Consider the following 13,424-nt stretch of genomic DNA (forward strand, 5'->3'; position numbering starts at 1 on the left):
GATCGATAAATTGGGGCGTTAGGTTGAATAATATTCAAAAACCCCCACGTTAAAATAAATGCAAACGTTTGTTAGTTGAAAACAGGTTAAACCTTGTCTGCGTAGGTTTGTTATTAAAATTAAACGCGTGATGTTGTTTAGAAATGTCTTTTTATTCTTCTGCCTGCTGACTTTTCAGCAATGCAGTTATTCCCAATCAGACCATAAAAAAGAGCCTAAATCTATGGATAGTTCAAAGCAAAACCCGGTGTATTCAAGGACATCGGCCGAGAAGGTGAATCTTAAAGACGAAGAATGGAAGAAAATCCTGCCGGAGGATGTATACTATATCGCACGGCAGAAGGGAACTGAGCGACCCTGGTCGAGCAAGTTTGAAAATTTTAAGGAAATCGGCACCTATTACTGCAAGGCTTGTGGCAATCCCTTATTTAAAAGCGATACCAAGTTCGATAGCGGATGCGGCTGGCCAAGTTTTTATGAACCCGTAAGCAAAGGCAGTATCATTTATACTCCCGATAATACACTGGGCATGAAACGTACTGAAGTAACCTGTGGCCGTTGCAAAGCGCACCTTGGACATGTATTTGAAGACGGGCCACCGCCAACCGGACTGCGTTATTGTATAAATGGAGTAGTCCTGGATTTTGATAAATCGAAATGAATGGTGCTTTCACCGGCATAAAGCAGCCAACTATCGAAAGGATTCTTTAAAGGTAAAAATCAGGTGCATCTTTGTATCAGATAACAAGAGGGAATTCCCTGAACCCTTTTAAAAATATTGTTTCGGTTGTTACATTGTATCTGGTCAAAAATTGGAAAAATTTACGGTCGTCGCGTGAAAGAAAAAGCCCCTGGAAAGGGGCTTTTTCGATTATATATGTTAGTTAGACTATTTTATCTGGTCCAGTTCTAACTTAATTGTTACCTCCACATCTTTTCCTACAACAAGGCCACCTGCTTCTGTAGCGCGGTCCCATTTCAAACCATATGCCATCCGGTCAATAGTTGTAGTGGCTTTAAAGCCGGCCTTGGTACCGCGCGAGCCAGTTAGCGTGCCGCCATAGGTAACATCAAAACTTACCGGCTTGGTAATATCGCGAATGGTGAGGTTCCCGTTCAGTTTGTATTTGTTATTGCCTAATGACTGCATTGTAGTGCTTTCAAATTTAATTGCCGGAAATTTCGCAGCATTAAAAAAGTCGTCACTCTTCAGGTGGTTATCACGGTTTTCGTTTTCGGTTGTGATAGAGTTTACATCGATGGTGAATGCAATTTTTGCATCAGTAAAATCAGGCTTCGTATTTTCAATTGTGCCATCCCAGGTTTTAAAAGTGCCTTCAACTTCAGATATCGTCATGTGGGTAACCGAAAAACGAACCGATGAATGCACTTTGTCCACTTTCCATTTGGTTTGTGCCGAAACTGTACCGGCAAGAAAAATTGCAACAACAGCCAAAATTGATTTCCATCTTTTCATAGTCGAAAATATTTATTGTTTAAACACTAAGATAGGCGTTTTCATTTTAGTAGTCGACTTTCCTGGTAGGTTAACCTGTAAAATCATGTAAAACAGCCTGAATTTAACAGAATGGTAACGCCCGGGTAATAGGGAATTAAATCGGGAGGGTTAAAAATTGCGATGTAACTTTAGAAAGCTGATTAGTTGTTGATTTTTTGCACCACAAACCAAAAAATTATGACCATTGACATTCATACTCCGCATGATGGTTTGCAGGATGAGGTTGTAGAATATGCCAAGCAGGCGATGATCAGGTTATCACACCAGTATAAAACCATCGCCCGCGTAGGATGTGTTATGCGGGAAGATCCTTTAATCAGTTTACCTGAGAACAAAGTGTGTGAGATAAAAGTTACTATCTATGGTGAAAATCTCTTTACACATTCCCGTACTGATCGATATGAATCAGCGGTTGCAGAAGCTATAGCCCATATGAAAAATCAACTTTCACTTTTGGCTTCACGCGAAAATGAATTGCCCGATAAAGTAACTACTACCGTAAAAGTATAAGGATTAAAAAGGCAAATCGTCTTCAGGCATAGCATCAATAGGGCCATTATATGCCGGGGCCGGACCTTCAGTATTACCCTGCCCTACAACTTTCCAGGCTTTAACATCTGTGTACCATTTGCCATTGTATTCGCGGCTTTCAACATCGAATGAAACCTGCACGGGATCACCCGGCCTGAATTGGCTCATATCAATTTTTTCCCCCCAAACTGCTATACAAACTTTTTTGGGATAAGCATCCCCGGTTTCAAGTATAAATTCCTGCTTTTTCCAGGGACCATTTTTCCCCTGTCCGGTTTGAACACCCAGTAACTGTATAATTTTTCCACTGATATCCATGGTTCTTTTTGCGCAAAGAAAGGAAAAATATACCGGTCTTTCTTTATTGTTTGAACCCCTGGATTTCTAATGCGTATAGGTAATTGTCTGGGTAACGGTTACCCCGGAATCAGTTTGTGAATAAGTAACCTTCAGCTTGGTTTCTGTTAACTCCACAATCGTGAAATCCAGTGCAATAATATCCTGCTTAATCTGGAGCACGGTTTCGTTGCTTTTAAAAAGCCATTCTATCGGTGTAGACTGTGGATCGCTGGCATCGCATTTTGTAGGGCCTTCATCTACAATTCCCGTGAAATCGGTATGAAAGGAATAAGTATCATCCTTCGAACAGGCTTCATAGCCAAGGGCAAATACATCTGTATCATCTTTCTGGCCGTCTCCATCCAGGTCCATAGCCGGGTTAACCGTATGTGCGGTAAGCTTCCATGATGAAGCCGTTAATAATTGGGTTTTTGTTTTGGCGGGAGTAGAATCACTTTTACTGCAGGCACCTGAAAAAAGTACTACAGCAAATAAAAATCCTGTGGCATATAGCCTTGTAGTTTTTGGTAACATGATATAAGGTTTAATTATAATAAGGTACGAAAATAAATGATGCAAATAATTTTCACCCGCCGGGTATTACCCGCCGGGTGAAAATTGGATCATTCTTTTAAGCCTTTTATGATCACCGACCCGGTTCCTCCTGGCAGGCAGGGATAATTGAATGCTTCCTTCATTTTTTTGGGCTGGTCTATTATTGTGTAAAAGTCTGCAATATAACTTAGTGCCCATTTTTGGAAAGATGGGGAAAGCCGTGGATTATCGCGGTATAAAGCCTCTATCTGTGGCCTTTTTTCTTTGAATACAGTAAAAATCGGGTCCAGGTCCTGGAGGGAAGAAAGGCAATAACCGCGGTATCGTCTTTGGCGGACATTGGACATTTCCAGTTCCTCCGCAGGATGTGCGTAAGGAGCATCAACCAGTCCGCTATGGTCAAAATCATAAGGAACGGGAGCAGGCGGTGAAATGGTATTTGGCGCCATCAGTTCAATATTTTGCCGGAATTGAATTGACCAGTCCGTATTGCCAATGAAAAACTGAAAAACAGCCATACGGTTAAAATCCGAGGGTGGCAGGAACTCCGGGTTCAGGCTATTCTTGTTAATGATAATCAGTCCATTGCGAACGGCTACCTGCTCAGGTGGTTCAATCACGAAGCAGGAAAGGATTGTAATATTTGCTGGGTTTGCGCTATCCGTAAACTGCACTTTTGCCAACCTGGCTTTCACGCTCAGGGGGGTAATCAGGTTATATATTTTATACAATAAATATTCACGCTCAATTAATTCTTCTGAAACACAAGGTACCACAAGCTTTAACTTGTTTTGTCCGGCGAAGGCCGTACTATTTGTAATTGCACTGCTATCGAGGTTAAGCAGGATCGGGGCATACCGGCAGATTTTTTTATCTTTTCTGAAATGCCCGCGGATACGCAATTTCGCATCTAACGTAACCATATTTCCCAGGCTGTCTTTCAAACTGATTTTTCCGCCATGGTACTGTGGATTATCCCCCCTGTCTGTGAACAATGCCCCTGTATTAACAGTGATATTTAATTGCAGCGGTTCCTCTGATTGGAATAATGGCAGGTTGTTCTTCAGTATTGGCTGCTTCCCCGGCACTAAAAAGGGTTGTATTGCAGGTGGCAGGAATCCTGTATGGAAAACCAGGACAAAAATGGCCAATAGCATGCGCAGGTGCAAAATAGGTGGGGTTGTTTCAGAAAGGTACAAAAAAACAACAGTAGATAAAGCCTTGGATGTAAGACTCCGCAATCTTAACAACTGGAACAATTTCGGGCTATTATTTTTTCATAACTTTGCGCCTCAATTCTTTCCATGAGCGACCCAATTAAACACGAATGCGGATTGGCTTTCATTCGGTTACGCAAACCTTTTAGTTATTATTTGCAGGAACAGGGGACGGTTATGTATGGGCTTAATAAGCTCTACCTGCTAATGGAAAAACAACATAACAGGGGTCAGGATGGGGCTGGAATTGCTGCAGTTAAGTTAAATGTTGAGCCTGGTTATCCCTTCCTTCACCGTTTGCGCAGTGTAGCAACCCAGGCTATCGCAGATATTTTCCGCCAGGTAGGAGAAGAGATCCAGGAATTCGAAAAATACCAACCCGATATTCGCAAACACCCAGGCCTTTTAAAAGGCCATGTTCGTTTTATGGGTGAACTACTGTTAGGTCACCTCCGTTATGGCACCCAGGGGAAAAACAATGTTGAATTCTGTCATCCTTTTATAAAGCGGAATACCATCCAATCGAGGAACCTTGCCCTTGCGGGGAATTTCAACCTCGTGAATACTGAAGAATTATTTGGCCTTGTAAATATTGACCCCGGAGTTTTTCAAAAGCAAAGCGACCTTGCTGCCATGATGGAAGTAGTACACCATTTCCTGGTACAGGCCGATGAAACTAATCCGGGTAATCCTGACATTGCCAGCGTGCTCCGCAATTCAACCAAATGGTTTGATGGGGGCTATCATTTTGGCGGCCTTGTCGGAAACGGTGCAAGTTTTGTAATGCGTGATGCACATGGTATCCGACCTTCCTATTATTATATTTCTGATGATGTAATTGTTGCTGCCTCAGAACGTGCAGCGATCAGGACAAGCTTCAACGTGGGTGAGAATGAAGTGAAGGAACTGATGCCCGGCCAGGCCCTGATTGTAAATGCAGACGGCCAGTACAGCATTGAACAAATTCTCGAACCAAAAGAACGTAAAGCCTGCAGTTTCGAGCGGATTTATTTTTCCCGGGGAAATGATGAAAAAATCTACCGCGAGCGCAGCCAGCTGGGCTATAATCTCAGGGATGCAGTACTCAAATCAATAGATTACAACCTGAAGAATACCATATTTTCCTTTATCCCTAATACAGCGGAAGTTGCCTTTTACGGATTGGTAAAAGGAATGGAAGACTACATGAACCAAATCAAGATCCAGAGAATTTTATCGTGGGGGCAAGACTTCGACGAAGAAAAATTAACTGAGATGATTAACCGCAAAATCAGGATGGAGAAAATCGCCATCAAAGATGTGAAGATGCGGACTTTCATTACTGAAGATTCTAACCGTAATGAAATGGTTCAGCACGTATATGATATTACTTATGGTACCGTTGTCCCGAAGCAGGATACCCTCGTCGTGATTGATGATTCCATTGTAAGGGGCACCACCCTGAAAGAGAGCATAGTACGTATGCTAAGCCGCCTTAATCCGAAAAAAATAATTATAATTTCCTCTGCACCTCAAATCCGTTACCCCGACTGTTATGGTATTGATATGAGTAAGCTGGGAGACTTCATTGCATTCCGGGCCGCCATCGCGTTGATTAAAGAACGTGGGATGGAAAATTTACTGACCGACCTGCATGAAGAAGGCAAGGAACTTGCCAGGACCGGACAATTACATAGCAAGAATATTGTTAAACAACTTTACCATCCATTTACAGCTGAAGAAATTTCTGCAAAAATCGCTGAACTCATAACCCCAAAGGAAATTGATTTAAAAATTGAAGTTATTTTCCAGACGATTGAATCCCTGCATAACGCTTGTCCCACTAACACCGGCGACTGGTATTTTACCGGTAACTACCCAACACCTGGCGGAAACCGCGTAGTGAATAATGCGTTCCTCAATTATATGGAAGGCAAAAATGTAAGGGGCTATTGATTTGAATCAAGCCTGGGAAATCGCTTCGTAAAAAAATCACTTTTTGAAATCTTCTGGCAACATATTTGCAGGTATTCCGCGACCGACCGTTTTTAATACATAACCTATGAGGGACCAACTAAACAGGCCTGTTTAAATTTCCCGTTTGTACCTTTTGTAAAACAGTTAAGGAATCACAAAACCCAGCTACCTTTAGTATATGAAAACCTTATATGTGGTTAGACATGCTAAAAGCAGCTGGGGTGACTTAACAATCTCAGATTTTGACCGTGAATTGAATGTTCGTGGCCATCACACTGCACCTTTAATGGCTAAAAAACTTTTGGCAAAGGATATTTCCATTGACGCTTTTGTAACCAGTACCGCCAAAAGAGCGATTCAAACGGCTACTTATTTTATTAAAGCGTATGACCGTTCCCAGGAAGAATTAATCCTGCGCGAAGATTTATACCAGGCGCCTGCCGAGGTATATCTTTCAGTTGTAGCTCAACAATCCGATAAGGCTGATTCCATCGCAGTATTCGGGCATAATCCGGGTATTACCGCATTTGTAAATGAACTTACCGATACCAAAATAGATGATATGCCTACCTGCAGCATTTTTGCAGTTGAAATACACACCGACCATTGGGCAAATTTTGCTAAAGCAAAGAAAAAGTTCCTGTTTTTTGAAAAGCCGAAGCACGGTTAACGGGTCCTTCTGTTAACCAGCCAAACCCCTGAAATGATTAAAGCCGCCGCAATCACTTTATTGAATGTGAGTGATTCCCCCAGGAATATGACTGCAATAATCGCGGCAAAAACAGGTTGGGTATAAATATAAGACCCTGTTACTCCTGCTCCCAATGTGTTGATGCCGTAAAGGTTGAAGAGGTATGCAAAAAATGTTGCGCCCAATACAATCAGGGCCAGGGCCATCCACTCCAGCTGGCCGAAATTCTCCCAGTGTATGGTTTGAAATTGTGACCAGCCGAAAAAAGCCATGAAAGGTAGCCCCAGGGTAAAGACCCAGCGCAACACATGGGTGGGCCGGTATTCTTTCATAAGTGGCTTCACCAGGGCAAAATAGAATGAATAGGAAATGGCATTGATGATGACGAGAATATTTCCCAGCAGCACATTTTCGGCTTTTCCTGACCTGTCTTTTCCTGCTACCAGCAAAACTGCGCCACTTATACCCAGGGCAAGCCCGGCTAGCTTCCAGTTACTTAGCGATTCCTTATCTAGCCAGGCGGCTACAAAACTTATAAAAATCGGGGTAACCAGGATCAGCAGGGCCGCATGGATACTTAGCGTTAAGGAAAGGCCCTTGATAAATAATAGCTGGTTAATTACCACCCCCGTGATAGCGCAAAGCAGGAACCGGGGCAGGTGCTCTTTTTTTATACCGGCCTTCGCCGGGTAAATAAATAATAGCAGCCAGAAAAGGATGACACAAATCCCAACCCTGATCAGGTTTAGGGCGAACGGTTGAATAAAGCCATGCGTAATATGCTGGACAGCGCTGAAATTGATCCCGAATAAAAGATTGGCCGCTAAAACGGCCAGGTGGGGCTGGAGGTCGCGCTTCAAATTTTTGCGCAAAGATATCTACGGAACAGTTGCAATAATTTGGGAAATATTGAAATTTTCCTGGTCAAGGGCAGTGATCCGGCCCTCGCGGGAAAGAAAATCGGCCAGGTATTCCTGTTCCGTTTGTCCGGGTGTAGGAATCATAAAACATTGCTTACCCAGTGGCAGGAGGTCCATTATACTGCTATACCCACTCCGGCATAAAATTACCCCAGCATTGGCCACTTCCCGTGATAGTTCCATAGCAGGCAGGTGGTTGAAAATTACCGCATTGGGTAATTTGGGGGGCTCGTTTGTTTCAAGCGGTAAACCCCTCACCATTACCATCGACTTACCCGGATTGGCTTTCCATTGCGTAAGGATTTTCTTTTCCAGGATAGTCCTTTGGGGTTCCGGTCCCGATAGCAAAACCAGTAATTGCGTATTGCCTGTTGGTGGCACTGCTGTTAACCTGCTGATGGGACCCAGGTAACGGACGGGAATGGACGGCATCCTGCCCGGATGTGATAATTCCCCGGCTAAATAGGGGCTTTTTTCCATGTCCGGCACCCAACATTCCGTGAAACGGTTGATGAATTTATAAAGCCGCCCCTGTACCAGGTGGTCCATAATATCTCCAAAAGGCGTTTTTACGAGCAATTGGTGGGTGATCAGGTAGGATGGGATGCTGGTACTGAAAATGCCATACCGGTTGTCGCTGATGATTATATCGAATGCTAACCGGTCCAAAACCTCCTCGAGCCAGCGCGATTCCTCCCGGATGGTTTTGAGGATCCCGGGTACTGCAAAAGCAAGCCTGGCAATGGTTACGGCTCGATTTTTGTGGTATTTCACTTTGTATTCAGGCGGGGAAAGAAAAGGGATCTGCGGGAAAGCTTCCTGGATGAGCGCTTTTTGGGGACCTGCGGCAGCAACCGTTATACGGGCATTAAACTGGTCAGTCAGGGCACGGATAACCGGGATGCATCGGGTAGCATGACCCAGTCCCCAATCGAGCGGAGCAACCAGTATTCTGGCCTTATGTGAAATTATTTGTGGAAAATTTGAAAATTGGCTCACTCCCGCATACTATTTTCTCTGGAATTAAGTTTAAATTAGAAATCTAAATTATGAAGAAGACGCTTATTTACGTCGTTCTCGTTTTAATGGTTAGTAGAGTTGTTACTGCATGTGGTGTTAATGGTAAATTGAAGAGTAAGAACTGCGGTTGCAATATGAACAAAGGTTATGTTGGTTACTAAAATCTTATGTAATGAAAACACCAAACAGGGATCTATTGGTTCTGGTTAAGCAAGCACCTCACAATGACGAGGCAATGGAGCAGCAATTGACGCAACTGCACAGTTTGTTATTGGAAGTTGAAAATCCACAGACTTTTTGCTGTGTTTATGAAGTGATTGATTGTAATAAGTTTAGGGTTTATTCAGACCATAAAAGAATTATGCAATCAATTTCAGGAAACGATCCTGCTTTTGTTTTCCTGAACAACAAGAATTGATTTGGCAAGTGAAAAAATACAAAGCCGCCCCATGAGGCGGCTTTTTTAGTGCTTTATTGTAATTTTTCAAGCGACTCCCTTAGTAATTTCAACATTCCGCTTATTTCTTCTTTTTTGCAGGTGCCTACACTCAGGCGGTACCATGGTGAGATTCTTGCTGCGCCGAAAGCATAAAAGGGAACCACGGCAAGCCTTGCTTCATTCAATAAATAATCTGAAACAGCTGCCTGGGTTTCCAATAATTGTCCGCCTGCCGTTCTTTTCCCAACAAGGTCAATTTTTATAGTAAGGTATATCGCTGCCTGTGGTGCAATAGCATCCACCCGGTGCCCTGCTTCCTTCAAAGCCAATAATCCTTCATATATACTGCGAAGCCGTAATTCCACTTCCCCCTTAAAATGAAGGAGATATTTATCAATTGCTTCCTTATTGCCAAGAAATTTTGCGACTCCTTTTTGTTCTGCCATCGGGGCCCAGGCACCTACATGTCCTAAAATAGCTTTCATTTTACTGATGATGGTTTCCGGACCGAAACTCCAACCAACCCTTACGCCGGTAGCTGCAAATGCCTTACTGATGGCATCAATAAACACCGTGTATTCGCGCATAGCCGGCCGCAAGCTTACCGGGTCATAGTGTTGAATTGCCCCGTAAGTGAGTTGGCCATACATCTGGTCATACATAACATACAATTGCTTATCACCGGGTTTACGCGTAGCGTTTTCAGCCAGTACCAGGTCACAGATTTTTTCCAGCTCCGATTTTGTAAAGGCAGTACCGGTTGGATTTTGCGGCGAACAAAGGGCCAGCAGGGTAGCGCCTTTTAGCAACGGGGCCAGGTCATCTGCCGAAGGCATGAAATTATTTTCAGGACCAACTTCCACAACGGCATGTTCTCCTTCAACAAAATGGGTATAGTGGTTATTATTCCAGGAGGGAACTGCATAAACAACCTTATCACCTTTATCTACTATTGCCCGGAATAAGGCATAAATCAATGGCCGGCCACCGGAAGCTACCAGGAATTCATTCACCGTATAGGTTAAGCCTGTCCTCTCTTTTGTAAAAGCCGCAATGGCCTCCCGGAGGTCGAGGTTTCCCTCGGCAGAAGGGTAATTGGTAAAGTGATGGCGATACGCAATTATGATTTCTTCTTCCAATGCCTGCGGAATCGGGAATACCTGGGGATCAAAATCTCCCACGGTAAAATTGAAGATTTGTTCTCCTTTCCTGATTTTTTCCCGGATTTCACCACCTAATTTCACAATTTCAGAGCCAATAAGGGTTTCAGAGAGCGTACTTAGTTTCATGGCAGCCATATTATTTGCGGGGCAAAGGTACAAAAAGACGGGTACCCTATATTTGCTACCCGCTATGATAAAACCGGAAACCAAAACTGGCATATTTATTAAACCTTCCAGGTTAAAACAGCGATGGTCTCCTTTGGAAGCCATCCATATTACCCGGTCCACCCGGGGTATTGACTATGCCAGGGAAGGCATTGACCCCGATGTGGTTAAAAAATACTTCTCCGGTTTGCCTGCTGAAGCAAGGCAGGCATTGTCGGAATTGGGTGACCTGGCCTTGCAGCAAACTGTCCAGCAGTTCACGCGGACACATGCTAAACAGAAAGCCGGCACTTCATTAACTGCCTATATCGACCGGTCCCTGCTCCGGGTAGTGCACCAATTATTTCTGCAATTACTGCCAGCAGCGGATGCGTGCCGGTGGTATAACCAGGTGGTGAACCCGGCAACCGGCAACCACCTTATGGCCACCTGCCTATTGAAGGCAGACCAGCCTTCTTTATCTTTCAGGGTTAATCGTGATGAGGCCGGACTGTTTCACCTCAACTGTTATGTCCGCATTGCCGGCCAGCTTTTTGACCTTAAAGTGTTTGTAAGGGAGTATTTTTTCCTGTTGCGCGAGAAGGAATATTTCCTGCTTTCTTTTTTGGATTACCAGACCCTGCAATGGCTGGATGCTAATGATCCCGCAGTTTATGCCGATGACCCGGTCGGCTTTTCCGAACAGGTATTGAAAAGGTTGAAGGACGATTACCTGGTTGAAATGGGCGACCTCCTGGATAAACAAGTGATAGAAGCGGAACCCGTTAACGGAATTTACCTGAGCGAAATCAGTGGCAGTTTCCTGATGCTGACGCCCCGGTGGAATTATGACGGGTTTTGGGTGGAAGGCCCCTGGCAACACAGCGAAGAATTTACCCGTAACGGTGAAATTTTCGTTGTGAAGCGACACCTTGAAAAAGAAAAATCATTTCATGATACCATCCAAAACCTGCACCCCAATTTTTCAAGGCAATTCAATGGAGTGTTTAACCTTCCCTTCGCAGAAGCAAAAAAGAAGCATTGGTTTTTAAAAGTGTATCACCAGCTGCTGGAAGCAAATGTGGAGTTGCTTGGGATGGAACTTTTAAAACATTTCAGGTATTCCCCCGATCCGGTGGAAACCGAAATGCGGATACTCGGTACCGTCGGAAGCACCATGCAGCTGTTTGTAAAAGTGTGTTTTGGTAAGGAAGAAATACCCCTCGCCGAATTGCAGAAATTATTGCTGGCGGGACAGAAATCCCTGCTGCTGAAAGACCATTCCATTGGCGTTTTGCCCGAGGAATGGATGGACCAGTATAGCCTCTTACTGAAGCATGGCAAAGTAACAAAAAATGAAATTTCTGTTCCGCAATGGATCTTATTGGGAATGGAACAGGGCAAAGCGGTTGACAGCGCCCGGCCTGTTATTTCGCGGGAATGGTGGCAACGCTGGTTGCAATGGCAGCAACAGGAATTGGCGGTGTATACTGTTCCGGAACAGGTTCATGCTACCTTAAGGCCCTACCAGCAAAAAGGCTTTGAATGGTTATGCCTGTTATCCGAAATTGATGCGGGTGCCTGCCTCGCCGATGATATGGGCCTGGGCAAAACCCTGCAGACTATCTGTTTCCTGGCCTGGTTGGCACAGTCCACCCGCCGGGTATTACCCGGCGGGTGGACCGGGAGCCTGATCGTTTGCCCCGCAAGCCTGCTGCACAACTGGCGCGCAGAGTTCGAAAAATTTGCTCCCGAAATGGGGTCTTACGTTTATCACGGCAGTTCGCGCGATATGGATGGGTTTTATGCGTCCGGCGCCCAGGTACTGATCACCAGCTATGGCACCCTGCGCGCAGACTTCGGTCAACTGCAATCCATTAGCTGGCAGGCCGTTATTCTTGATGAAAGCCACACCATAAAAAACCCTTCTGCACAGGTGACAAAAGCAGTTTACCAGCTAAAAGCAAAAGCCAGGGTGGCGCTGAGCGGAACACCGGTAATGAATAATACTTTCGACCTCTACGCACAGTTGCAATTCCTGGTGCCAGGCTTATTTGGCGGACCGGAATTTTTCCGGAAGGAATATGCTCACCCGATCGACCGCGAGCGCAATGAAGAGAAGATCAGGGCCTTGCAGAAGTTCACTGCCCCCTTTGTACTGCGCAGGACAAAACAACAGGTTGCAACAGACCTGCCCCCAAAAACAGAATCGGTGCTTTGGTGCGAAATGGGTACAGAACAGAAAGCATGCTATGAAGAAACCAGGGCACAGATCCGCGATAGCCTGTTCCTGAACATTAAAACAGATGGACTGAATAAAAGCAAACTGTCTATTTTACAGGGCATGCAAAAATTGCGGCAGATATGCGCTGCACCGCAATTACTGAATGAACCTGGTATATCCGCGGTTCCTTCCGCCAAAGCAGAATTGCTGATCGAAGAACTGCAGTACAACCTGAGGAACAATAAAGTATTGGTGTTCTCGCAATTCAAAGGCATGCTTCATTTGTTGGGTAACGCCTGCAGGAAAGCCGGACTTGCGTATTATCATTTTGACGGCGATACTCCACCTGCCCGAAGGTCTGAGCTGGTAGCGCAATTCCAGGAAGAAGGCAATGACGTGAATATATTCCTGATCAGCCTTAAGGCGGGTAATACAGGGCTTACCTTAACTGCTGCGGATTATGTATTCCTGGTTGATCCCTGGTGGAACACAGCAGTGCAGCAGCAGGCGATCGACCGTGCTTACCGGATAGGGCAGACAAAAAACGTATTTGCTTACCAGATGATCTGCAAAGACAGCATTGAAGAGAAAATCGTGGAATTACAGGAACGGAAAAAGGCTTTGTCAGATGCGCTGATTTCGGAAGATGAAGGATTTATCAAGCAACTTACGGAAGAGGATATACGCTATCTTTTTTCATAAACCG

13 protein-coding genes are annotated in these 13,424 nt (G+C 44.6%); 6 read left to right on the forward strand and 7 right to left on the reverse strand.

The features are described 5' to 3' along the window. Nucleotides 1-130: 130 nt before the first annotated feature. On the forward strand, nucleotides 131-661 hold the full coding sequence (gene msrB / locus LAQ65_RS10270; protein WP_224116877.1) for a peptide-methionine (R)-S-oxide reductase MsrB: 531 nt from the start codon (nucleotides 131-133) through the stop codon (nucleotides 659-661). 228 nt (nucleotides 662-889) lie between these two features. Here msrB and LAQ65_RS10275 read toward each other — a convergent pair whose 3' ends face one another. Beyond that, the gene (locus LAQ65_RS10275; protein ID WP_224116878.1) at nucleotides 890-1,477 is read right to left on the reverse strand and encodes a YceI family protein; all 588 of its coding nucleotides are present in this window, start codon (nucleotides 1,475-1,477) and stop codon (nucleotides 890-892) included. Nucleotides 1,478-1,696: 219 nt separating this feature from the next. Between LAQ65_RS10275 and LAQ65_RS10280 the strand changes: the two genes are divergently transcribed. Next, the gene (locus tag LAQ65_RS10280) at nucleotides 1,697-2,029 is read left to right on the forward strand and encodes a hypothetical protein (RefSeq protein WP_224116879.1); all 333 of its coding nucleotides are present in this window, start codon (nucleotides 1,697-1,699) and stop codon (nucleotides 2,027-2,029) included. Nucleotides 2,030-2,032: 3 nt separating this feature from the next. On the opposite strand, the gene LAQ65_RS10285 is transcribed toward LAQ65_RS10280, so the two are convergent. From LAQ65_RS10285 to LAQ65_RS10295, 3 genes are all read right to left on the reverse strand, one after another. Beyond that, nucleotides 2,033-2,368, reverse strand: coding sequence for a DUF3127 domain-containing protein (locus LAQ65_RS10285; RefSeq protein WP_224116880.1), 336 nt, complete (start codon nucleotides 2,366-2,368; stop codon nucleotides 2,033-2,035). A gap of 66 nt (nucleotides 2,369-2,434) precedes the next feature. Further along, nucleotides 2,435-2,923 (reverse strand): hypothetical protein, encoded by a 489-nt coding sequence (locus LAQ65_RS10290; RefSeq protein ID WP_224116881.1) that lies wholly within the window; start codon nucleotides 2,921-2,923, stop codon nucleotides 2,435-2,437. Between the two features lie 89 nt (nucleotides 2,924-3,012). Continuing rightward, entirely contained in the window at nucleotides 3,013-4,194 is a 1,182-nt protein-coding gene (locus LAQ65_RS10295; protein ID WP_224116882.1) for a hypothetical protein, read from the reverse strand. A 54-nt stretch (nucleotides 4,195-4,248) separates the two neighbouring features. Here LAQ65_RS10295 and LAQ65_RS10300 point away from each other — a divergent pair, with 54 nt between their 5' ends. Together LAQ65_RS10300 and LAQ65_RS10305 are read left to right on the forward strand one after the other, a co-directional pair. Further along, on the forward strand, nucleotides 4,249-6,096 hold the full coding sequence (locus LAQ65_RS10300; RefSeq protein ID WP_224116883.1) for an amidophosphoribosyltransferase: 1,848 nt from the start codon (nucleotides 4,249-4,251) through the stop codon (nucleotides 6,094-6,096). A gap of 199 nt (nucleotides 6,097-6,295) precedes the next feature. Continuing rightward, on the forward strand, nucleotides 6,296-6,787 hold the full coding sequence (locus LAQ65_RS10305) for a SixA phosphatase family protein (RefSeq protein ID WP_224116884.1): 492 nt from the start codon (nucleotides 6,296-6,298) through the stop codon (nucleotides 6,785-6,787). On the opposite strand, the gene LAQ65_RS10310 is transcribed toward LAQ65_RS10305, so the two are convergent. Then, entirely contained in the window at nucleotides 6,784-7,668 is an 885-nt protein-coding gene (locus LAQ65_RS10310; RefSeq protein ID WP_224116885.1) for a DMT family transporter, read from the reverse strand. The two genes, LAQ65_RS10305 and LAQ65_RS10310, sit on opposite strands and share 4 nt — an antisense overlap. An 18-nt stretch (nucleotides 7,669-7,686) precedes the next feature. Further along, nucleotides 7,687-8,727, reverse strand: coding sequence for a glycosyltransferase (locus tag LAQ65_RS21105; protein ID WP_224116886.1), 1,041 nt, complete (start codon nucleotides 8,725-8,727; stop codon nucleotides 7,687-7,689). Between the two features lie 193 nt (nucleotides 8,728-8,920). On the opposite strand from LAQ65_RS21105, the gene LAQ65_RS10320 reads away from it, so the two are divergent. Next, nucleotides 8,921-9,166, forward strand: coding sequence for a hypothetical protein (locus LAQ65_RS10320; RefSeq protein WP_224116887.1), 246 nt, complete (start codon nucleotides 8,921-8,923; stop codon nucleotides 9,164-9,166). Between the two features lie 53 nt (nucleotides 9,167-9,219). Here the strand turns inward: LAQ65_RS10320 and LAQ65_RS10325 are convergent, their stop codons facing one another. Next, nucleotides 9,220-10,476: a pyridoxal phosphate-dependent aminotransferase gene (locus LAQ65_RS10325; RefSeq protein ID WP_224116888.1), complete on the reverse strand. Its 1,257-nt coding sequence runs from the start codon at nucleotides 10,474-10,476 to the stop codon at nucleotides 9,220-9,222. A 64-nt stretch (nucleotides 10,477-10,540) separates the two neighbouring features. On the opposite strand from LAQ65_RS10325, the gene LAQ65_RS10330 reads away from it, so the two are divergent. Continuing rightward, nucleotides 10,541-13,420 carry a DEAD/DEAH box helicase gene (locus tag LAQ65_RS10330; protein WP_224116889.1) on the forward strand — a complete coding sequence of 960 codons (2,880 nt, stop codon included), beginning with the start codon at nucleotides 10,541-10,543 and terminating at the stop codon, nucleotides 13,418-13,420. Nucleotides 13,421-13,424: the final 4 nt, after the last annotated feature.

It is taken from the genome of Flavihumibacter profundi, from assembly GCF_020076305.1.
Lineage (GTDB): Bacteria > Bacteroidota > Bacteroidia > Chitinophagales > Chitinophagaceae > Flavihumibacter > Flavihumibacter profundi.